Origin of the sequence: Enterobacter sp. YSU (assembly GCF_016082135.1) — a bacterium.
In the GTDB taxonomy this organism is placed as follows: Bacteria; Pseudomonadota; Gammaproteobacteria; order Enterobacterales; family Enterobacteriaceae; genus Enterobacter; species Enterobacter hormaechei_C.
In genome coordinates this window covers 98,002-120,833 of sequence record NZ_CP059487.1, presented here as the reverse complement: position 1 = coordinate 120,833, position 22,832 = coordinate 98,002, and the positions used below count along the sequence as shown (strand labels likewise).

General features: G+C 56.6%; 15 protein-coding genes. 8 read left to right on the top strand and 7 right to left on the bottom strand.

Features of this window, described 5'->3' with window-relative positions:
- Nucleotides 1–93: 93 nt before the first annotated feature.
- A complete protein-coding gene (gene iroB / locus H2Z33_RS00515) occupies nt 94–1,209 on the bottom strand; it encodes a salmochelin biosynthesis C-glycosyltransferase IroB (protein ID WP_017384908.1) in 1,116 nt (371 codons plus the stop codon).
- Nucleotides 1,210–1,879: 670 nt separating this feature from the next.
- Here iroB and H2Z33_RS00510 point away from each other — a divergent pair.
- The 6 genes from H2Z33_RS00510 (at nt 1,880) to H2Z33_RS00485 (ending at nt 10,044) form a co-directional block, all read left to right on the top strand.
- Nucleotides 1,880–3,067 carry an efflux RND transporter periplasmic adaptor subunit gene (locus tag H2Z33_RS00510; RefSeq protein WP_023303343.1) on the top strand — a complete coding sequence of 396 codons (1,188 nt, stop codon included), beginning with the start codon at nt 1,880–1,882 and terminating at the stop codon, nt 3,065–3,067.
- The gene (locus tag H2Z33_RS00505; protein WP_023296167.1) at nt 3,064–5,004 is read left to right on the top strand and encodes a MacB family efflux pump subunit; all 1,941 of its coding nucleotides are present in this window, start codon (nt 3,064–3,066) and stop codon (nt 5,002–5,004) included. Before H2Z33_RS00510 ends, H2Z33_RS00505 begins: the two co-directional genes overlap by 4 nt.
- 3 nt (nt 5,005–5,007) lie before the next feature.
- Nucleotides 5,008–6,378, top strand: coding sequence for a TolC family protein (locus tag H2Z33_RS00500; protein ID WP_063134808.1), 1,371 nt, complete (start codon nt 5,008–5,010; stop codon nt 6,376–6,378).
- Between the two features lie 184 nt (nt 6,379–6,562).
- Nucleotides 6,563–7,939: a glycoside hydrolase family 1 protein gene (locus H2Z33_RS00495; RefSeq protein ID WP_063134809.1), complete on the top strand. Its 1,377-nt coding sequence runs from the start codon at nt 6,563–6,565 to the stop codon at nt 7,937–7,939.
- 51 nt (nt 7,940–7,990) lie between these two features.
- On the top strand, nt 7,991–9,313 hold the full coding sequence (locus tag H2Z33_RS00490; protein WP_023296170.1) for a PTS sugar transporter subunit IIC: 1,323 nt from the start codon (nt 7,991–7,993) through the stop codon (nt 9,311–9,313).
- A gap of 14 nt (nt 9,314–9,327) precedes the next feature.
- The gene (locus H2Z33_RS00485) at nt 9,328–10,044 is read left to right on the top strand and encodes a GntR family transcriptional regulator (RefSeq protein ID WP_015571043.1); all 717 of its coding nucleotides are present in this window, start codon (nt 9,328–9,330) and stop codon (nt 10,042–10,044) included.
- A 41-nt stretch (nt 10,045–10,085) separates the two neighbouring features.
- Here the strand turns inward: H2Z33_RS00485 and ldtB are convergent, their stop codons facing one another.
- Nucleotides 10,086–11,006, bottom strand: coding sequence for a L,D-transpeptidase (gene ldtB / locus H2Z33_RS00480; RefSeq protein WP_015571042.1), 921 nt, complete (start codon nt 11,004–11,006; stop codon nt 10,086–10,088).
- 222 nt (nt 11,007–11,228) lie between these two features.
- On the opposite strand from ldtB, the gene H2Z33_RS00475 reads away from it, so the two are divergent.
- Complete coding sequence (locus H2Z33_RS00475) at nt 11,229–12,824, top strand: ABC-F family ATPase (RefSeq protein ID WP_003858434.1); 1,596 nt, start codon at nt 11,229–11,231, stop codon at nt 12,822–12,824.
- Nucleotides 12,825–12,916: 92 nt separating this feature from the next.
- Here H2Z33_RS00475 and H2Z33_RS00470 read toward each other — a convergent pair whose 3' ends face one another.
- Entirely contained in the window at nt 12,917–15,280 is a 2,364-nt protein-coding gene (locus H2Z33_RS00470; protein WP_063134810.1) for a TIM-barrel domain-containing protein, read from the bottom strand.
- Between the two features lie 17 nt (nt 15,281–15,297).
- Nucleotides 15,298–16,599, bottom strand: coding sequence for an MFS transporter (locus H2Z33_RS00465; protein WP_063134811.1), 1,302 nt, complete (start codon nt 16,597–16,599; stop codon nt 15,298–15,300).
- A gap of 286 nt (nt 16,600–16,885) precedes the next feature.
- Here H2Z33_RS00465 and H2Z33_RS00460 point away from each other — a divergent pair, with 286 nt between their 5' ends.
- A complete protein-coding gene (locus H2Z33_RS00460; RefSeq protein WP_063134812.1) occupies nt 16,886–17,959 on the top strand; it encodes a LacI family DNA-binding transcriptional regulator in 1,074 nt (357 codons plus the stop codon).
- Here H2Z33_RS00460 and H2Z33_RS00455 read toward each other — a convergent pair.
- The 3 genes from H2Z33_RS00455 to H2Z33_RS00445 form a co-directional block, all read right to left on the bottom strand.
- Nucleotides 17,956–19,212: a DUF1479 domain-containing protein gene (locus H2Z33_RS00455; protein WP_017384899.1), complete on the bottom strand. Its 1,257-nt coding sequence runs from the start codon at nt 19,210–19,212 to the stop codon at nt 17,956–17,958. The genes H2Z33_RS00460 and H2Z33_RS00455 overlap by 4 nt on opposite strands.
- Nucleotides 19,213–19,362: 150 nt before the next feature.
- Nucleotides 19,363–20,178: a Cof-type HAD-IIB family hydrolase gene (locus H2Z33_RS00450; RefSeq protein WP_032620018.1), complete on the bottom strand. Its 816-nt coding sequence runs from the start codon at nt 20,176–20,178 to the stop codon at nt 19,363–19,365.
- A 218-nt stretch (nt 20,179–20,396) separates the two neighbouring features.
- Nucleotides 20,397–22,829, bottom strand: a complete 2,433-nt coding sequence (locus tag H2Z33_RS00445) for a formate C-acetyltransferase/glycerol dehydratase family glycyl radical enzyme (protein WP_063136072.1) — start codon at nt 22,827–22,829, stop codon at nt 20,397–20,399.
- Nucleotides 22,830–22,832: the final 3 nt, after the last annotated feature.

Below are 22,832 nucleotides of genomic sequence, written 5' to 3'. Positions count from 1 at the left end.
CAAAAAAAAGCGCCAGCCCGATCCGGTCCCGCATTGTTACGGGCGTATCTCCTGGATGCGTGCTGGCGTATGATCGTCATGACGGCGTAGTGGCTACCCTTTCTGTACCCTCGCGATCAGGCTTTTCGCCACCTCGCTCGGACAGGGTTGCGCTGCCATTTCCGCCGCTACCTCTTCAGAGGCGTCGCGAAGCGCGCGATTGTCGAGGAAAGCATTGATCATGCTGCTCGACAGGCCGTCGTCGCCGGGGATGATCCCGCAGCCGCGTTCGACAACAGCGCGGGCATTTACCGGGCGATCGGCACCCTGGCCGAAGACGATCTGTGGAATACCGGCGTGCAGCGCCGTCAGGGTATTGCCCGCGCCACCATGATGAATGAAGCCATCTGCGCCGTTCAGGAAGGCTCCCATGGGTATCCAGTCGACCAGGCGAACATTTGAGGGCAGTGAGCGCAGATCCGACCGCGCATTGGCCGAAAGATGCAGGATGATCTCGGCATCGACTTCACTGGCGGAATCCATCACCCAGGCGATCAGGTCAAGGCCGTCGACCATCGGTTTGACGGTACCGAGACTCACCAGCAGACGTTTACGGTCGGGCGTCCTCTCCCACCACGGTTCCCACACCGCGCCGCCGTTGTACGGGACGTACTGCATGGGAATAATGGGTTCTCCGTCGTTTTCAAGAATGCTCATGCTCGGTGGTGTTACGTCGATCCAGGCCATATCGCGCGGTGCGGCCCCAACGCCGTGGCGATGATAGGCGTCCGCGAGCGAACGCGTTACGCCTTTGATATGCCAGGGCGTATGGCCGAAGCCGACGGTTTGCATTACGACCGGTATATCGTATTTGGCGGCAATCAGAGGCCCGATGACGCCGAGCGGCGGGTAGATGATGAGATCGGGCCGCCAGTGTCCGGCAAACTCCACCAGGTGGTCGGCCATCTCTTCGCTGAAGAATGAGAAGTTGCCCATTTTTGTGCCGATGTTGCTTTCTTTTCGCTGTGCCTCGCGGCGGCGATAGTCAGCTTCAGAATCAAAACCGGGTGCGGCGTCAAATACCACCAGCCCTGCTTCTGCCGCTTTTTGGGCGAATTTTCCTCCGCTGGCGATCAGCACTTCATGGCCGTTAACGCGAAACGCCTGTGCCAGAGACAGCACAGGATACAGCAGCCCATAGAGAGGCGGGCCTACAAACAAAATACGCATGAGAAAATCCCTCTCCGCTTGACGAACTAAATCAGGAAGTCGACGCAGTCATATGCCAGCAGCAGGACGTTAATTTTCGTTAAGCCTGCTTTGACAGACGCTGCGTCCTTTTTGAGTTTCACCAGCCTTACGAACGGTCCTGTCGCTGACTATTCCGTGATGTAGGCTGGTGAATCGGGAATTCCTTGTCCCGGCTTCCATTAACGCTTACGCGCCGTTGTCCTTTTGAACAGCCCAGGCGGCGTCGTGCTGCCACGCCGCGGTGTTCAGATGCATTTGTTGAGTGTGAGACCGTTCAACAAACCTGGAGAGGCTTGTTTCCTGATACCTCTGTATACCTTGCCAGATAAACCATCAGTGCAAATGCTAATGATAATAATTACTATTATCATATGTGAGTTGCAACTATAATTAAGCACTTAATGCACAATGAATCGATTATGGGAAAAATCGCAGGTGGGGCTCAGCAAAAGGGGACTCTGTGGATTTAGGCACAAAATCCCACGCTTGCGGCGGTTTACAGGCGGACCTGGTGATTCTGTGTAATTGATGGCGGGGGTCTACGATGACGCTACTTCACCAAATAGCGCAGGTTTACCTCCCGTAAATACTGGCGATGTTACTATGATGCCTGATTCACTGCTGTTTATCGTTATGGAAAACCTGCGTAATGTTAACAAAATTCCCTCCCCGACGCGTAATGACCTGTGCTGCGGCTCTGCTAATTATTTTTAGCATCGCCTTGTTCTTCTTCCTGAGAAGCCCCGAGGTTCCTGAGTATGTTACCGCTCCAGTACGCATCGGCGATATTGAAAACGCCGTACTTGCTACCGGTCGAATTGATGCGATTGAGCGGGTCAACGTTGGGGCACAGGTTTCTGGCCAGGTTAAGTCGCTGAAGGTGAAGTTAGGCGATCGTGTCACTAAAGGGCAGCTCATCGCTGAAATTGATGACGTGCCGCAGCGGAATGATTTACGCAACGCAGAAGCTGCTCTCAACGTGGTAAAAGCGGACCTTCAGGCTAAGCAGGCGCAGTTGAAGCAAGCCTCATTGCGTTTTAAGCGCCAGCGCCAGATGTTAAATGAGGATGCCAGCTCGAGAGAAGATTTCGAAACGGCTGAAACCACGCTGGCCAGTACCCGCGCTGAGCTATCGGCACTGAATGCCAAACTCGTCCAGGCGCAAATTGATGTCGACAAGAAAAAGGTCGATTTGGGTTATACAAAAGTTGTTGCTCCCATGGACGGCATTGTTATTGCCGTTGTCACCCAACAGGGCCAAACGGTTAACTCCAGCCAAAGTGCGCCGACCATTATCAAACTCGCACGTCTGGACGTGATGACAATTAAAGCCCAGATCTCTGAGGCGGATATCACGCGAATTTCACCGGGACAGAAAGCCAGATTCACCATTTTCTCTGAGCCGGATAAGCATTATGACGCCACGTTACGTACCGTTGAACTGGCACCTGAGTCGGTTATGAAAGATGATAGCCTTGCCAGCAGTAGCTCAGCCTCAGGGTCAGGCACGTCAAATGCTTCGGTGTACTACAACGCGCTGCTGGATGTCCCCAATCCAGAAAATCGGCTGCGAATTGCCATGACAGCACAGGTGACCTTGCTGGCTGGAGAAGCTAAAAATACGTTACTGGTGCCGATTCAGGCTGTGCACAAGGTGAGTGGCAACAAACAGCAGGTGCAGATATTGACCAGTGATAACCGGCTGGAAACCCGTGAGGTCAAAACCGGCATTACTAACAGTGTGGATATCCAGATCCTGGACGGTGTAAAAGTCGGGGAACATGTTGTGTTATCGCAGCCGGGTGAAAAAGCGCCCGGGGAAGGGTTTGTATCTTGAGTAATATCATAGAACTCAAGGGCATCAGCCGCACCTACAGGAACGGTGGACAGGATCTCACCGTGCTTAAAGGGATTGATTTGACTATCGCTGCTGGGGAGATGGTCGCGATCATCGGCGCCTCCGGTTCCGGTAAGTCAACCCTGATGAATATTATGGGCTGTCTCGATGTTCCTGATTGTGGCGATTACTTTATCAGCGGTCAAAATGCCGCCCAGCTTTCACCTGACGATCTGGCAAGGATCCGCCGTGAGCACATCGGTTTTATCTTCCAGCGTTATCATTTAATGCCCGACCTGAGCGCGTTAAGTAACGTTGAAATTCCGGCGATTTATGCCAACAGTGAGCGCGAAAAGCGCCGTCTGCGCGCGGCGACATTGCTTGGAAGACTCGGGCTGGAAGGTCGTGAACATCATAAGCCGGGAGAGCTTTCAGGCGGCCAGCAGCAGCGTGTGAGTATTGCCCGCTCGCTGATTAACGGCGGTGAAATCATTCTGGCGGATGAACCCACCGGCGCGCTGGATACGCAGTCCGGTCAGGAGGTACTGTCAATACTCAGTGAACTGAATCAGCGTGGCCATACCGTGGTTATGGTGACACATGATATGAAGGTAGCGCAGCATGCTAACCGTATTATTGAGCTGCGTGACGGTGAAATTATTTCTGATACCGGCAGTCGTGTTACCTCCGGGGTTGCCCTTAAACGACCTGACAGCGTTCAGCAAAGCTGGTGGCAAAGTATTGTTGACCGTACCCGTGAATCCCTGCACATGGCGTTAAAAGCGATGAATGCGCATCGCCTGCGCACGACGTTAACCATGACGGGCATTATTTTTGGTATCGCCGCGGTTGTTACGGTGGTGGCACTGGGTGAAGGCGCGAAACAGCGAACCCTTGATAATATCAAGGAGCTTGGAACCAACGTGGTGAGCATCTACCCGGGAAGGGATTTCTTTGACGACAGCACTGAAGCCATTCGTACACTGGTCCCGGCAGACGCCGAAGCATTAGCAAAGCAGGGGTTTGTTGACAGCGTCAGCCCCGAAGTTAACGCTTCCGACAACATTCGCTTTCTGGGCAAATCCGCTACCGCCACGATCAATGGCGTTGGGCGCGATCATTTTCGCGTAAACGGTATTGAACTGTTGCAGGGATCAACTTTCCAGGACGATCGAAATGCCTCGCAGGAAGTCATCATTGATGAAAACGCCCGCAAGGCGTTATTTGACGATGCGGGACTCAAGGCACTTGGGCAAATCGTTTTTCTGGGTTCCGTGCCTGCACGGGTTGTCGGCATCGCCAAAGGGAACAGCCGAAGCTATGCGCCTAATCGCATTAACGTCTGGATGCCTTACAGCACGGTGATGTATCGAATGACAGGAAAACCGGTGTTGACCAGCATCAGCGTAAGGCTTAAGGATGATGTTGCCAACGAGGCAGCGGTCAGCGCTATTTCTCAGCTTCTCACTCAACGCCACGGCGTGAAAGACTTCCAGCTTTATAATTTCGAGCAGATTCGACAATCAATCGAACGGACCTCAATGACCTTTAGCATCCTGATTCTGATGGTGGCCTGCATCTCGCTGATGATCGGCAGCATTGGGGTGATGAATATCATGCTGGTGTCGGTCACGGAACGGACCCATGAGATTGGCGTACGAATGGCGGTCGGTGCGCGTCAGGGCGATATCATGCAGCAGTTTATGATTGAGGCTGTGCTGGTATGTCTAATAGGCGGAGTGTTAGGTATTGCACTGTCGTATGCCGCCGGAGCGCTGTTCACCGCGCTGGCAGGGGGCATTTTCACCGCCATTTATTCGTGGCAGGCCGCTGCTGCCGCATTCTTCTGCTCAACTTTAATCGGCATGATCTTTGGTTATCTCCCTGCCCGCAAGGCAGCAAGGATGGATCCGGTCGTTTCACTGGCCAGCGAGTAACCCATGAAAATATTATCCCCTTTAACGGTATGCCTTGCTGTCCTGCTTAGTGCTGGCTGCGCCGACTCTCTGAAAAGCGACTATCAGCCTCCTGAGGTGCAATACCCTGCCAACTGGTATCAGGCGGATGCTGCGGAGGAAAGGATGCCGTTCGACTGGCAGGCCTTTAACGATCCAGACCTCGACGGCTGGCTGCGGCAGGTGATGGTGCGCAATAACGATGTCGCTGGAGCAGTATTGCGTGTTTATCGCGCCCGCCTGGAAGAAGAGTGGATTGGCATCACAAACGATCCGGGACTAAAAGGTTCGCTCGCGCTTGACGGTAAAAAACAGCTGAACAGCTCAGCCCACTGGAGCAGGGGCAGCGTTGCCAGTATTAATACCAGCTATGAGCTGGATCTGTGGGGCAAAATAGCGCGGCAGCGCGATGCGAAGGCGTGGGCACGTTTTGCCTCGGAAGAGGATCTGCGTTCTGCACGCCTGACGCTGCTTTCAAATGCCAGTAATAATTACTGGCGCTTAGGCTTTATTAACCAGCAGCTGTCTGTCCTGCAACAAAGCATCGACTATGCAAAAGAGACGCTGCGCCTGGCTAACGCGCGCTATGCCGCGGGCGGTGCCTCCTCTCTGGATGTTGTGGATGCTCAGCAGGGCGTGCTTTCGCAGGAAAACAGGCTGGCGGCGTTGAAGAATGAACGTTTACAGGCGCTCAATCAGCAAGCCGTTTTGCTTGGAACCGCGCCGGGCAGCGCGATAGTCGAGCCGAAAACGTTACCAATGGGACCACTGCCGCAGGTCAGTGGAAAGATCCCGGTCAACGTGCTGCGGCATCGACCCGATATCAGCGCTAAAGAGTGGCGGGTACGGGAAGCATTGGCCACCGTTGATGTCCAGCGTACTGCATTTTATCCAGCGTTTAGTCTGACCGGCTCGCTTGGCACCAGCAGCAGCAGCCTTTTGGCCTTCATGGAAAATCCTGTAGGCTCTGTTGGAGCAAACCTGACCCTGCCGTTCCTGGAATGGAGAGAAAGGGGCATGGACGTGAAGATTGCCCGCAACGACTACGAGCAACGGGTTCTGGAGTTTAAACAGGAACTTTACAAGGCGATGAGTAGCATAGAAGATGCGCTTGCTTTGCGTCATCAACTCCTGGAGCAGGAGACGCTTCTACGTGAAGGCCTGGAACTGGCGAAAAAATCAGAGAGGCTAAACGAAGTTCGCTATCGCCAGGGCGCGGTGCGAATTTCTTTCTGGCTTGATGCTCAGGAGAAACGCCGTCAGGCCGAACTGGCACTGTATGAAAATCGCTTTAACCAGTTAAATAATCTGGCAAAAATCTATATGGAGTTCGGCGGTTCGGTATCTTTCCCCTGAATTGCGCAGACTCATTTACGTCTGGCAGCAATATGACTTGCTGCCAGGGCGCAGTTCGCAAGACATCCCTCGTCATTATTCAAACCCATCTCACAAAAATCGTTCCTCCCCTTTGATCGAAATTTCATCTCCGGCTATATGACTAGTCATATCATTTAAATGACTAGTCATATAGGAGGCAACCATGAATCAATCACTGCCAGCCAACTTCTTATGGGGCAACTCGGTGTCGAGCATGCAGACGGAAGGGGCCTGGAATGAGGGCGGAAAGGGGATGTCGGTGTATGACATTCGCGAAGCCGGTGAAAATATCTCTGACTGGAAAGTGGCCACCGACTCCTACCACCGCTACCGGGAAGATTTCGACCTGATGCAGGATCTGGGCATGAACTGCTACCGCTTCCAGATCTCCTGGAGCCGCGTCTGCCCGCAGGGTGACGGCGAGTTCAACGCCGAAGGCATCGCGTTTTATGACCGTTTTATCGACGATCTGATCGCCCGCGGTATCGAGCCGATGGTCTGCCTCTACCACTTCGATATGCCGCTGGCGCTGGCACAGGAGTACAACGGATTTAACGATCGTCGCGTCGTGGAGGCGTTTATCCGCTACGGCAAAAAGATGATCGACTGCTACGGTGACCGGGTGAAGTACTGGCTGACCTTTAACGAGCAGAATATTTTCCACATGCCGATAGCCTTTCGCATCTCCGGCTATATGAAGGGGGAGGAAACCCTGCGCGAGCTGTACGAAGTGCAGCATCACACCATGGTGGCGCACATGGCGCTGACCGAGTACCTGCACCAGACTAAGCCGGGCAAGCTGATGGGCGGCATGCTGGCGCACCAGCTGATTTATCCGGCCACCTGCAAACCGCGTGACATCTTCTGCGCCCAGCAGTACGACGAATTCCTCAACCAGAACCTGCTGCGCGTCTTCGCGGGCCAGGGCTACAGCCCGGCGGTGATGGCGGTGGTGGAGCAGGAAGGCTTCGGCGATATCTACCGCGCAGACGATCTCGCGCTGTTTGCGCGCACGAAGAACGACTTTATGGCCTTCAGCTACTACGCCAGCAAAACGCTGGACAGCGATGCCATCCCGGAAGGCACGCCGGTGAACTATTACCTGCTGCACGGCGAGAAAAACAATCCGTACCTGAAGGCCACCGAGTGGAACTGGCAGATCGATCCGCTGGGCTTTCGCACCATCATCACCCGCTATGCCAACGACTGGCGGATGCCAGTATTCCCGATTGAGAACGGCATTGGGGTGATTGAGTCCTGGGATGGCGTAAACCCCATAGAGGATACCTACCGCATCGACTACCACCGGGCGCATATCAAGGCCATGAAAGAGGCGATGTTCGAGGACGGGGCAGAGGTATTGGGCTATCTCGGCTGGGGGTTGATTGACATTCTCAGCTCGCAGGGTGACATGCGCAAGCGCTACGGCGTGGTCTACGTCAACCGTGAAAATCACGACCTGAAAGACCTGAAGCGCGTGCCGAAGAAGAGCTATGCGTGGTTAAAACAGGTAATCCATACCAACGGACGCGAGATGTAAGCCGTACGCTGCCGGGCCGTTTTTGTGACTGATTGATGGGAACTATCCGCTATGTCTGAAACAAAAATAACACCGCACATGCAGTCTTTTGTCGATAAATTTGTTGAGTTCTCGGCGCGCCTGGCAAACCAGGTGCATCTTCGCTCTCTGCGCGATGCCTTCGCCACGGTAATGCCGATTTTCATCCTTGCCGGTCTGGCGGTGCTGGTGAACAACGTGGTGTTTCCCTGGATCTTAGAGGGCGACACGCTCACGCAGTTTAAGGTGTGGGGCGAGGCGATCATCAACGGCACGCTGAACATCGCCGCGCTGCTGCTGGCGCCGATGATCGCCTGGTCGCTGGCGCGCAACAAAGATTTCGACAATCCGGTCTCGGCAGTGGTTATCGCCGTCAGCAGTTTCATCATCATGATGCCGATGCGCTTACAGATTACTCCCGTCGGCAGCGACGCCACGGTAAACGTTACCCAGGTGCTGACGTTCGCCAATATCGGCTCCACCGGGATTTTCGCCGGGGTGCTGATTGGGCTGCTCTCAACCGAGCTGTTTATCGCCATTTCACGGCTGAAGGCGCTGCACATTTCTCTGGGGGAGAACGTACCGCCAGCGGTGAGCAAATCCTTTACCGCGCTGATCCCGACGATCCTCACGCTCTCCCTGTTTGCGGTGCTGGCGGCTATACTGGCGAACGTGCTGCACACGGATCTGATCCATCTCATTACGACATTTATTCAGCAGCCGCTGCGGCTGATCAACACCAGTCTGCCCGGGACGATCTTCATTTACAGCTTCGGTAACTTCCTGTTCACGCTCGGTATTCATCAGTCGGTGGTCAACAGCGTGGTGCTGGAGCCATTCCTGCTGATCAATACCAATGAGAATATGCTGGCCTTTGCCAACGGCCAGCCGATCCCGCACATCATCAACAACATCTTTGTGCCGACCTTTGGCATGGTGGGCGGGACGGGCAGCACAATCTCATTGCTGATTGCTATCTTCATCTTCTCAAGACAGAAATCAGCGAAGCAGGTGGCGCGTCTGTCGCTGGCGCCGGGTCTGTTTAACATCAACGAGCCGGTGATTTTCGGCCTGCCGATAGTCTTTAACCTGCCGCTGATGATCCCGTTTGTGCTGCTGCCCGCTATCGGGATTTACTTTGCGTGGCTTTGTACCACGCTGGGGCTCATGTCGCGCTGCGTGGTGATGATCCCGTGGACGACCCCGCCGATCCTCAGCGCCTGGCTGGCGACGGCGGGGGACTGGCGGGCGGTGGTGGTGCAGTTGGCAATCATCGTATTTGGTGTATTCTTCTACCTGCCTTTCCTCAAAGTTGCCGAGCGAGTGGCGTTGAAAAACAGCGGGACAGAACACTAATTTAAGGAAGGACGATGGCGGCGAAGTACATCACCATAGCGCGGGAAATTAAGAAACGCATTATCACCCAGCAGTACGCCGCCAATGAACCTCTGCCGGACCAGTTCGCGCTGGCGGCGGAGTTCAGCACCAGCCGGATGACCATTCAGCAGGCGATGCGTCAGCTGATCGTAGAAGGGCTGGTCTATACCCGACAGGGGCAGGGCACGTTCATCCGCAAAAATTTCCTCCAGCTTTCCCAGTGGGATCTCTCCGGCAGCGACTACTTCGGGGCGACCAAAACCTGGGAACATTTGGGCACGGTGACGAGCCAGGTGGTGCACTTCGAACTGCGCTTCCCGAACGAGAAAGAGCAGGCATCGCTGATGATAAATCCGGATACGCCGATCTATGACTTTATCCGTCTGCGTTTACTGAACGGTGAGCCGATGTCTCTGGACGCTACGGTAATGCCGCTCAATCTGGTGCCCGGTCTGAACAAAACCCATCTTGAAAGTTCGGTATTCCGGTATGTACAGGAGACGCTGGGGCTGAAGATCATGGGATCGTATCGGGTGGTGCGGGCGCTGAAGCCCAGTGCGCTGGATATGCAACACCTTGTCTGCGAGCCAACCGACCCGGTGCTGGAGGTAGAGCAGGTGATCTATCTTGAAGATGGTACGCCGCTGGAGTACGCCCATTGTCACTATCGCTATGACCATGGCGGCATCGTTATCGTGAATAACGGATAAAAAAAAGCGGGCCCCGCGGCCCGCTTTTTTAATTCTCACGATTAGTTCAGACGCACCGGCATACCGGAACGGTTCTGAATCGCCTGGTCAACGATGGTCGTGTCAACATCCGCCTGAGAGGTGACGGACTGCACCGCGCTGGTCAGCTTAATCGGTACGATTTCGTTGTTGTTGATCTGATCTTCGCTGGTGGACAGCGGGTTATGCACTTCAATGTAACGGCTGCCGTCCGGCTCTGACGTCGCTTTCACCGGTTCGTTAATGAACTGCACGCGCGTACCGACCGGCACGTTATCGAACAGGAATTTGATGTCTTCATTACGCAGACGCACGCAGCCGTGGCTTACGCGCAGGCCGATACCGAAGTTGGCGTTAGTACCGTGGATGGCATACAGACGTCCAATGTACAGCGCGTACAGACCCATCGGGTTATCCGGGCCGGCAGGCACAACGGCTGGCAGCGGTTCGCCGGCAGCAATGTACTCAGCGTGCATTTTGGCGGTCGGCGTCCAGGTTGGGCCCGCTTTCTTACGCTCCACTTTAGTGGTCCAGTTCAGCGGAGTGTCTTTACCCAGCTGACCGATACCGATAGGCAGCACGATCACGGTGTTGGTGCCTTTCGGGTAGTAATACAGACGCATTTCGGCGCTGTTAATCACGATACCTTCGTGCACGGTATCCGGCAGGATCAGCTGCTGTGGAATGTTGAGTACGGTACCCGCTTTCGGCAGATACGGGTCAACGCCCGGGTTCGCCTCCAGCATGTTCGAAAGACCGAGCTGATACTGCGCCGCGAAGTATTCCAGCGGCTGAGAGTTCCCTTCCGGCACCGTCACCACCTGGTTTTCACCCACCAGACGGCTTCCGTCTGTCGGCAGGGGATACGTCACCGCAGACGCGGTCTTACAAAAACCTACTACGGCTAACGCCGCCGCAAAAAGCGTTGTTAATTTCATGTTCATGTTATGCGAGGTATCTAAGCCATTCTGGCGATGAGTTGATAAGTCTGAATCGGTAATGGGAGCGCATTATATGTGCATTCCCGTTAACTGGGAATTCAGATGTGTACGAAATCACATTTTTTTCGATTTTGTTAAAGTTTAGTGGATTACCGCAACACGGGATCTCAATTCGGAATTGTGGCATAATGCCGCGTTTATCACACTTTTCGCAGGAATCTCTCCGTGTTAGTTACCAGCAACGTCACTATGCAGTTTGGCAGTAAGCCGCTGTTCGAAAACATTTCCGTCAAATTTGGCGGCGGCAACCGTTACGGCCTGATTGGTGCCAACGGTAGCGGAAAATCCACCTTTATGAAGATCCTCGGCGGTGACCTGGAGCCAACGCTCGGTAACGTGTCGCTCGACCCTAACGAGCGCATCGGTAAGCTGCGTCAGGATCAGTTCGCCTTCGAAGAGTTCACCGTGCTCGACACCGTGATCATGGGGCACGCGGAGCTGTGGGAAGTGAAGCAGGAGCGCGATCGTATCTACGGTCTTGCTGAGATGAGCGAAGAAGATGGTTACAAAGTGGCCGACCTGGAAACGCAATACGGCGAAATGGACGGCTACTCTGCGGAAGCGCGTGCGGGCGAACTGCTGCTGGGCGTCGGTATTCCGGTTGAACAGCACTACGGCCCGATGAGCGAAGTCGCGCCAGGCTGGAAGCTGCGTGTGCTGCTGGCGCAGGCGCTGTTCTCTAACCCGGACATCCTGCTGCTCGACGAACCGACGAACAACCTGGACATCGACACCATCCGCTGGCTGGAGCAGACCCTGAACGATCGCGACAGCACCATGATCATCATCTCGCACGACCGTCACTTCCTGAACATGGTGTGTACTCACATGGCGGATCTGGACTACGGCGAGCTGCGCGTTTATCCGGGCAACTACGATGAGTACATGACGGCGGCAACCCAGGCGCGCGAGCGTCTGCTGGCCGACAACGCCAAGAAGAAAGCGCAGATTGCTGACCTGCAATCCTTCGTCAGCCGCTTCAGCGCCAACGCCTCTAAATCGCGCCAGGCAACGTCGCGTGCCCGTCAGATCGACAAAATCAAGCTGGAAGAGGTTAAAGCCTCCAGCCGTCAGAACCCGTTCATCCGCTTCGAGCAGGACAAGAAGCTGTTCCGTAACGCGCTGGAAGTGGAAGCCCTCACCAAAGGCTTCGATGAAGGCCCGCTGTTCAAAAACTTCAACCTGCTGCTGGAAGTGGGCGAGAAGATTGCCATCCTCGGCGCCAACGGCGTGGGTAAATCCACTATGCTGAAAACCCTGGTCGGTGAACTGCAACCGGATAACGGTACCGTGAAATGGTCTGAAAACGCGCAGATTGGTTACTACGCGCAGGACCATGAATATGAGTTTGAAAACGATCTGACCGTCTTCGACTGGATGAGCCAGTGGAAGCAGGAAGGCGACGACGAACAAGCGGTACGCAGCATTCTGGGGCGTCTGCTGTTCAGCCAGGACGACATCAAAAAGCCCGCCAAAGTGCTCTCCGGTGGTGAAAAGGGCCGTATGCTGTTCGGCAAGCTGATGATGGAAAAACCGAATATTCTGGTGATGGACGAACCGACTAACCACCTGGATATGGAATCTATTGAGTCGCTGAACATGGCGCTGGAGATGTATCAGGGCACCCTGATCTTCGTCTCTCACGACCGGGAGTTCGTCAGCTCACTGGCGACCCGCGTGATCGAAATTACGCCAGAGCGCGTGGTGGACTTCACCGGTAACTACGAAGATTACCTGCGCAGTAAAGGTATCGAGAGTTAAAAAAATAGCCGGGTGGCGGCTTCGCCTTACCCGGCCTACGTTCTATCCCCTCTCCCTGTGGGAGAGGGTTAGGGTGAGGGCAACAGGCCGCACTATACCACCCACTCGCCCCCTTCAACTCCGTTCACCCGCAACGTACGTTTTTCCCCCGCCGGTAATGACACCTTCAGCGCCTTCCATGCCGGACGATAGTCGCCGCGCGCATTCACCTTCAGGTTGATACTTGCGCCGTCGCACACCATCTCCCATTCCACCCACAGCGCATTGCCGTTCTGGTAGCCCCAGCTTTCGCCGTCATCCTCAAACAGCAGCCCGGCGGTGGTGCCGACGCCTTTCACCGGGAACAGTTTCAGCTCACGGGTATCGTCTTTATCTGCGCTCACGTGACGGATGCGCTCGCTGAGCGGCAAACCGGCCCCGGCGCGTACCAGCAGCGGCAGCTTTTCCAGCGGCGCATCAAGGACGATCGATTGCCCGCCCGCATACCACGCGTGAGTGTAAAAATCGTACCAGCCGGTTTCGTTATCCGGCAGCCAGACGCGGCGCTCGCGCTGCCCGGCTTCGACGACGCTGGCCACCAGCAGGTCACGGCCCAGCAGGAAGTCGTCGCACTCTTCAAACGTCTGCGCATCGTGCTCATGATCGAGGAAGGTCGGGCGCAGCATCGGCTCGTCGTCGGCGTGCGCCTGCCAGAGCAGGGTGTAGAGATACGGCAGCAGGCGGTAGCGCAGTTCAATGGCGCTGCGAATCGCAGGCGTGACGCCCGGGTACATCCACGGCTCGTTCACCGTGTGATCATCGTTCCACGAATGAATGGTAAAGCGCGGGTGCATCACGCCGTTCTGTACCCAGCGCACGAACAGCTCGGCATCCGGCTTGTCGCCGGAGAAACCGCCGACGTCGTGACCGACGTTGAACAGTCCGGACAGGCTCATGCCCAGCCCCATGCGGATGTTATAACGCAGGGTGTCCCAGTTGGTGCGGTTGTCGCCGCTCCAGGTCTGAACGTAGCGCTGCATCCCGGCGCAGCCGGAGCGGGAGATCAGATACGGACGTTTCTCCGGCGCAAAGCGCTGCTGCGCTTCCAGCGAGGCGCGCATCATCAGCAGCGGCATCACCGGGCGAATGTGCTTGATGGCGATCTCCTGACCGAAGCCATAGCAGCGCGCTTCCCCGTCCCACACTTCATACTCGTTGTTGTCGTTCCAGGTGGAGTCGATGCCCATCTCCAGCAGCTGCGTGGTCACGCCGTTCTGCCACCACTGCACCGTCTGCGGGTTGGTGAAGTCGAGATGCGATCCTTCGTCATCCCAGAAGCTGGAACGTTCAGGCGCATCGGTTTCTGAATCACGAATGAACAGGCCGCGTTCCGCCACTTCGCTGTAGCGGGGATGATCCTGCAACAGACACGGCTTGATGTTGGCCGCAAGCCGCAGCCCCGCGTCGTGGAACGCCTGGCTCATCACCTTCGGCTGCGGCACTTTGTCGTAGTTCCAGTTAAAGACGTAGCGCTTGCCGTTAATCGAGGTATAGCCGGAGGAGAGCTGGAACGAGTCGCACGGAATGGCATGCTCATCGCACAGGCGGATGAAGTTCATCAGCTGGTTTTGCGCGTCCGGCGCGTCGGTGTAGTGCATGGTCGAGCCGCTGTAGCCCAGGCTCCACTTCGGTCCGAACAGCGTTTTCCCCGTCAGGCGCACGAAGGCTTTGGTCACGTCCAGCACGCGCTTGCCGGTGAAGAGGTAGTAGTCAATATCGCCCGCTTCCGCCTGCCAGCGGCGGTAGGCGGTGTGATAGTTGTCGATCTCGTTACCCAGATCCAGCCAGCAGCTGCTCAGGTTATCGTAGAACAGACCGTAGCTCACGTCATCGCGACGGGTGAGGGTGAACGGGATGTGCTTGTAAAGCGGATCGGTGCTGGCCGCGTTATAGCCCATCGCGTCCAGGTTACGCATCTCATAGCGTTTGCCGTTGCGCTGTAAATCACCCGCTTTCTCACCCAGACCGTAAAAACGTTCATCCTTACGACGGCTAAGATAGTGCGCCACGCCGTCACCGTGGGCGTTCAGCAGGTAGGCGCTGGTCGGGCGGTCATTGACCAGCGGCTGCCACTCGCCCGTCTCATTGCGGTAGTGCCACTCCAGCCACAGCGGCTGGTGGACGGTGACGCGCAGCTGTTCAGTCGCTACGGTTAACGTGTCGTCCTGCTGCGTCAGCGTCCAGGCAGGGCAGGTGAAGCCGCTGACATCGTCACGACGGCGGCCTTCCCACGGCACATCTTGTTCCGGCGCGATGCTCCAGGTGCGGTTCAGCGCCAGCTCGCCTTTACGTTTGATCAGCACACGGAACAGATTCTCTTCCAGCACATACAGACACAGGCGGTGCTGCTTATCGATTAGCAGTTCCAGATGGTTTGCCGACTGCGTATCGACGGTCCAGTTTTTCAGGGTTTTCATATGCAATACATCCACTATCAGGCGCGCTTGGCGCGACGTTCAGCAATAAATGCCACCAGGAAGACAGCGCCAAGCAGGTCAAAGAAGCCCATGGCGATAAAGAGCGGGTTAAAGCCGATTTTGTCGGCGGTCACCCCAATCAAAAGGGAGAACAGGAAGCTGGCGATCCACGCCGCCGAGCCGCGCATGCCGTTGACCGTCGCCATCTGGCCTTTGTCGAACGACTCCACGACCAGCGCGCTCAGCATGCAGGAGATGATCTGGTGCCCGAAGCCGCCGATGGAGATCAGCACGATGGTGATATACGGGTCGCGGGTCACGGCCACGACGGCCAGAGAAATCATCAGAAACGCGCCGGTGACGGAGCTGGCTACCACCGAGTTGACGCGGGTGCAGCCAAACCAGCGGGTGTAGAGCCGGGTCAGGTAGCCGCTCGCCACGCTGCCGAGGTCGGCGGCCAGGAACGGCAGCCAGGCGAACATCGCGATCTGCTTCAAATCCATACCGTGCTCTTTGGCGAGGTACAGCGGCACCCAGAAGCTCAGCACGGCCCAGGCCGGTTCCGCCATAAAGGCCGGGATGGCGATACCGTAGAACCGTTTGTTCTTCGAGACGGTCTTCAGCGCGGTCAGGAAGGGCAGTTTGACCGGCGCAGGTTCGTTATCCTGCTTGATAAACGCCAGCTCATCGCGGCTCAGGTTTGGGTGCTGATCCGGGTTGTGATAAAACGCCCACCACAGGATCACCCACAGCAGCGCCAGCACGCCGGTAAACATAAACGCACCCTGCCAGCCGAACGACGCGTGAGCAAAGTAGATGATAGGCGGGGCCAGCATGGCCCCAATGGAGAAGCCTACCCCCGCCCAGCCTGCGGCAACAGGGCGCTCTGATTTCGGGAACCATTCACCGATGGTTTTGGCGTTCGCTGGCGTGGCGGCGGCTTCGGACGCACCCATAAAGAAGCGCAGAATCGCCAGGTGCAGCCAGCTTCCGGCACCCGCGTGGAAGATACACATCAGCGCCCAGATCCCGGCGCAGACCATAAAGCCGATTTTCAGGCCGATAACGTCAATCAGCCAGCCGCACAGGGGCTGGAAAATGGTGTAGGCGATCTGGAACGCGCCGACGATCCAGGAGTACTGCTCGGTGGTGATCCCGAGGCTCTCTTTCAGTTCAGGGGCGAGAATACCTAACGAGTTACGGGTGATGTAGTTAACGGTCACGCCGAGAAGAAACAGCACCAGTACGTACCAGCGCAGGTTCCTGATGACGCGACGTGTTTTGCTTGTCGCTACGGTGTTATTGATGTCCTGACTCATTTTCTTCTCCACAAGACGGACGGTAAGGGGACAAAGGTTCAGGTGTCACACAGCGTCAGGCGTTTGAAAGTTATCTGTTTTAGAGCGCTAAGCTGCTATACAACTAGTATGGAAGTTGTGTGACAGGTTCACCTTAAGAAAGAAATTGGGCAGGGAATAGTAGATTTTGTGCAAACTTTCTCATAACCGAGGTTTAATTTTCGGCATTATGACCTTCTCGCAAGTTATTACCTGATAAACAAGTTGTGAAAATTTTTTCATTTCACATCCGGAGCCAGATCACAAAATGGACAAAAGGCTTAAAATCACCGAAATCGCCGCCCGGACGCAGCTCTCCATCAGCACCGTTTCTCGCGTGCTGGCGGGGAAGGCAAACACCAGCGAAAAAGCACGGGCAAAGGTGCTGGCGTGCGCGCGGGAGCTGGGGGTAATGGACGGCATGGCGGCGGGGCGTCTGCTGCTTAACAGCCTGGTGGTGTTTGCCCCGCAGCGGGCGTTTGACGAGCGGTCCGACATCTTTTACTACCGCGTCATCCAGAGCGTGAGCAAAGGGCTGGCCTCGCACGAGGTGCGTCTGCGTTACTGTGCGCTGGAGGAGAACGACAGCGATGCCCAGCTGTTTCTGGCCCGCATGAACGAAGTGGACACCCAGGCGGCGATCCTCCTTGGTATCGACGATCCGCATATCCACGATCTGGCGGTAGACGTGGGCAAACCCTGTATGCTGATTAACTGCCGGGACCGCCACATGCGCCTGCCCGCCGTCGCGCCGGATCATCGCGCGATTGGCGAGCGGGCGGCAGAGTACCTGTTCGAGATGCGGCACCGGGAGGTGATGAACGTGCTGTGCCTGCGTCGCTACACCATGGAGCTGCGCCTGTCCGGGATCCGCGACGCGTGGCACGGTCATAACCTCAGGTTCAGCGACAGGCGCGACCTGCTGATGGTGTCCAGCTTCAGCGCCAGAGAGACGGAGCAGCTGGTAAGCGAGTGGCTTCACCAGCAGAAAGGGAAGGACCTGCCAACGGCGTTCCTGGTTGGTGGTGATTTTATGGCGGCGGGGACCATCAGCGCGCTCCAAAAACACGGTCTGCGCGTGCCGCAGGATGTCTCGGTGATGAGCATCGACGGCTTTAATCTCGCGGCGATTCAGGATGTGCCCTTAACCGCGGTACATGTTCCGCGTGATGAGCTGGGAACGGAAGCGGTGCATATGCTCCAGCAGCGGCTGATGCGCCCGGACGCGCCGGTGGGAACATTGCTGCTAAACGGCACGCTGACCGTGCGGGAGTCGGTCCGGCGGATACGTCAGGGGAAACGACGTACCGCCGTAGAGCGGGAAGGGCTGTACGACGGTTAAGCCATGCCCAGCGCGCGCCTGCCGTGGATGTTGAGATCGGCCACGGTAAAGCGGCCCTGCCAGCTTTTCTCATAATCCTCGCGCGGGAAATCGCCCGGTGACGCGCCGGTTTCCAGCGCTTCCTTGACCTTTTTCGCATAGGCGAGATTCTTCTCGCACATTGGCGCGGCAGGAATATACATCACGTTGCCCCAGCCCTGCTGATTTTCCACCGGCGCGACGGAGTGGATCACATCGCAGTGCCACCACACGGAATCACCGGCTTCCAGCGCCGGAATGCTGGTTAACGCTTCGATCAGCAGCGGATGCCACTTCTCAGAAATCGGCAGCACGCGCCCCGGCGCCACGCCGCACAGCTCGTCTTCCGGCACGTCGTCCAGCAGCGGACGCAGCAGAATATAGGCCATTGCCTCCGGGATCGGCACCACGTGCAGCAAGCCCTGTCCGGGGATCATGTCCGACAGCGCCGTCCAGCCCTGGAAGGTGCGGAACACCGAGCATTTGGTGGTGTTATCGACGGTGTACTCTTCCACTTCGGTACGATGCGCGGCATTCCACGGATCGTATTTCTCAACGTTGCCGTCAAACACGCGGGCAAAGACCTGCTGATAAGCGGGCAGCAGCCAGCGCTCCAGCGCGCCAGAATCGGTGTGTGCGCCAAGTCCTTTCGAGGTGGTTCCCGGCGGGCGGCGGCGGATGCGGTCAGGGTAAATCACGCTCACGTCCGGGTCGAACCACTGTTTACCGTTGCTCTCAAATGTCCATAAACGGTTCAGGAATGACTGTACCTGCGCCATCTCTTCACTCTGGCGCGCCTGCATTTGCGCCTGAGACCAGTAGATCGGATAAATCTCCGGACGAGAGGCCGTTAAGGTGCCGAAGAAGTTATCGCCGGGTCCTTTGTACACCTCGTCAAATTTGTTCAGATCGAGGTAGTCGAGCATCGACTGATCCCACGCCAGCGCCTGCTCGCGCGGGAAGTGGCCTTTGATCACCGCGCAGCCGCGACGTTTAACGGCTTCGCGCTGTTCGGCGGTGATCGTGCCGTTTTTCACGTCGGCAAAAGGGATCACTGGCCAGACGGTTTCGCCTTTGTTTTTGAGAGCGTTGATTTCCGCCACGCGGGTGGCGATTTTATCGCTGAGCCGGTCGAACACCGCCTGCACGTCGCCGATCTGCGCGCGTAATTCACGTTTCATCTGACGGATTGCCGCTTTATGGTCCGCTGGCAACGTTTCGCTGGTAAAGGTCATAACTGCCTCGCATCTTTCATTCGAAAGTAAAAGTATCTGCAAGTGATACTTTAAGTTAAAAAAAAGTTAATGCAAGTTTAAAACCTTGACGGGTGCCACAGGATGGGAAAAGAGTGAGAGGCCGGAGCGAGGCTCCGGCAGGTAGGGGGATCAGGCGTCGAACGGGGAGTGCGCGTCGAGCACGGACTGAATCACATTCAGCGCGCCCTGATGGTTGTTATCGTCGGTAGTGTAACGGCTGACCTCTTTAATGCTGTCCGCCGCGTTGCCCATCGCAAAGGAGTATTTCACCAGCTTCAGCATTTCCGCATCGTTGCCGCTGTCGCCAATGCCGACGCACGCCTGAGGTGAGACTTTCCAGCGTTTAAGCAGGCGGCTGATGCCGTTGGCCTTGTGCAGGCCGGGGATAATCAAATCGACAAAACCGAAGCCGCTGGTGACCGGCTTCATGATGCCGTCCAGGGAGACATGCAGTTTATCAACCAGATTCGGGATATCGCTGTCCGGCAGGTTCAGGGAGAATTTAAACAGCACGTCGTCAATTTCGCGGTAATCGCTGATGGGTTTTAAGCGATGGTAGTGTTTCGACATCAGCTTCACGAACGCTTCTGGTGCTTTATCGCTGACGTACGCGCTCTCCAGCCCGCAGGCCACAAAGTTCAGCCCTTTGTCTTTCAGCAACTCGCCAATGACGATCTGCGACTCATGACGCGTCAGTTCGCCGTGGAAAATCTGTTCGCCGTGATCGAAGACCAGCGCGCCGTTTTCCGCGACGAAGGAGATCTGATCTTTCAGCTCCGGGAAGAAGGAGATGAGCTGGTAATACTGGTTGCCGCTGGCGACAACAAATTCAATGTCGCGGGCTTTAAGCTGCTCAAACTGTGCCTGGAAGCGGTCACGATCGTACTGCTTGGCATCATCAAGGAAAGTTCCGTCCATATCGGTGACGATAACTTTTACGGTCATACTGTGCTCCTGGGTCACTGCGTTTGAAACATTCTAATAACAAGGTGACGGGGAGCACAAATTTAATTTCATTCGAAAGTCAAAGCAAAACGGCAACCGAAGTTGCCGTTTTTAGTGTTTTCTCCCTCTCCCCGTGGGAGAGGGCCGGGGTGAGGGCATCAGCGTGCGCATTTCCCCCTCACCCTAACCCTCTCCCTAAAGGGAGAGGGGATAAACCGTTACAGCGTATGCTCAGTACGAGCGATAATATCGTCCTGCGCATCCGGCGACAGGGCGGTGAAGAACGCCGAGTAACCCGCGACGCGCACCACCAGGTCACGATACTGATCCGGGTGTTTCTTCGCTTCCAGCAGCGTTTCGCGGGAGACGATGTTGTACTGAATGTGCCAGCCTTTATGCACCTCGAAGAAGGTGCGCAGCAGCACCATCAGCTTCTGGCGATCGCTGTCGTTTTCCAGCGTCGACGGGTTCAGCTTCTGGTTTAGCAGCACGCCGCCGAGAATCGCTTCCGTCGGCAGTTTACCCACGGAGCCAATCACCGCCGTCGGGCCGAGGTGGTCGGTACCGGAGGCCGGGCTTGCCCCTTCCGCCAGCGGGGTGTGGGCTTTACGGCCGTCCGGCGTTGCCATGGTTGCTGCGCCAAACGGCACGTTTGCGGAGATAGACGACGTGCCCGCATAGTAGTTACCCCCAATCGGGCCGCGGCCGTAGCGTGGGTTATGGTACTGCTTCAGCTCTTCAATGTAGGTTTCGTAGGCACGGGTCAGCAGCAGGTCCACGCTGTCGTCGTCGTTGCCGTACTTCGGCGCGCCGTTGATCAGGCGCTGGCGCAGCTGCTCGTGGGTCAGCCCCTCGAAGTCATCCGCCAGCGCCGCCGCCAGCTGTTGCTGACCGATAACGCCCTGGTCAAACACCAGCTTCTTCACCGCTGCCAGGCTGTTGCCGAGGTTGGCGATCCCCACCTGTAGGCCGGAAACCCAGTCATACTTCGCGCCGCCCTGCTTAATGCTTTTCGCGCGTTCGATACAGTCGTCCACCAGCGCCGAGCAGAGAATATCGTGGACGTTCTCTTCCAGCATGGTGTCCACCACGTACTCGATCTCAATGGATTTGCGGGTGTAGTAGCGGATCTGGTTATCCCACGCCGCCATGACCTCATCAAAATTCCCGAAGTTACCGGCAGAAAGCGCTTTTTCCTGCGGCAGGAACACCTGGCCGCTGGTGGCGTCGCGGCCACCTTCCAGCGCGGCGAGCATCACGCGGGCGAAGTTGATAAAGCTCATGCCGGTGCAGCGATAGCCCCACTTGCCGCCGACGGCGGTTTCGATACAGCCAATCGCCGCATAGTCATACGCGTCCTCTCGTTCCACGCCGAGCTTGATAAATTCCGGGATGACGATTTCATCGTTGTTAAACGCGGGCATCCCGAAGCCGCAGCGGATCACCTGCACGCAGGCGTCGAGGAAGTCGTTGCTCATGCCCGCGTGGTAGCGCACGCTCAGGTTCGGCTGGGTGGAGCGCAGACGGCCGCAGGATTCGAGAATGGCGTAAGAGAGCGGGTTGACCGCGTCCATCGGTTCACCGTTGACCAGCTTCTGGCCGCCGATGGTGACGTTCTGATACAGCGGACTGCCCGCAGAGGCTTTGGAGTGCGAGCCGGAGCGGATTTTGTTCACTTCCAGCAGCTTCAGCCAGCAGCTGTGCAGCAGCTCAATGGCGTGCTCGCGATCCAGACTCTGGTCCAGCTCCACGTCGCGGCGATAGTACGGGTAAAGGTACTGGTCCATACGGGCAAAGGAGACGGAGTGACCGTTGGACTCAATTTGCAGGATTAGCTGAATGAAGTAGCACAGCTGTAGCGCCTGCCAGAAGGTTTTTGGCGGTTGGTGGGCGATGATGTCGCAGTTTTCCGCCATGGCCAGCAGCTCGTCGCGGCGGCTGTCGCGGGTTTCTGTTGCGGCCATTTCACGCGCCAGGTCGGCAAAGCGTTTGATGTGCAGGCTTACGGCTTCCAGCACGATATCAATGGCTTTCAGGAACTGGTCGCCGTGCAGATCGTCCAGCACCGTCAGGTTGATGCGCGACCGGCGCTCGGCCACTTTCGCGCGCAGGCCGTCAAGCCCTTTCTCCAGCACCAGCGGGAAATTCACCGCCAGGTGTGCGTCACCGGAGGTCATGTTGCCTTCCGCTTTGATGATGCCGGTTTCCAGCAGGCCTTTCTGCTCGTCGGTGAACATGCCGTAGCAGCGGTCCTGCACCGTCTGGCCGCGCCACCACGGGCAGATCTCATGCAGCACGCGCTTGTTCTCTTCGCTCACCGCAAAGCCTGCGCCCGGGCGGTCCGCCAGATCGTCGATCTCTTTCTCAATCCAGGAGACGGTGTATTCCGGGAAAATCGGCGCGGCGCGCACTTCGCTTGCCTGGTTACCGATAATCAGCTCGTCGTGTTTGATCCAGATGGTACGTTTTGCCAGGTGGTGGGCGAGGGCCAGTGCGCGACGTACCGGGATCGGCTTGTCCAGATGCTGCTGATACATTTCGGTATAATGCTGTGCGCGCTCGGTACAGACCGGCGGCTTAACGATATGCACCAGCGCCGTTTTGTGCGCCTTAATGCGCTCGCTGAGGGTGTTGAGATCCAGGGTTGTCATAGG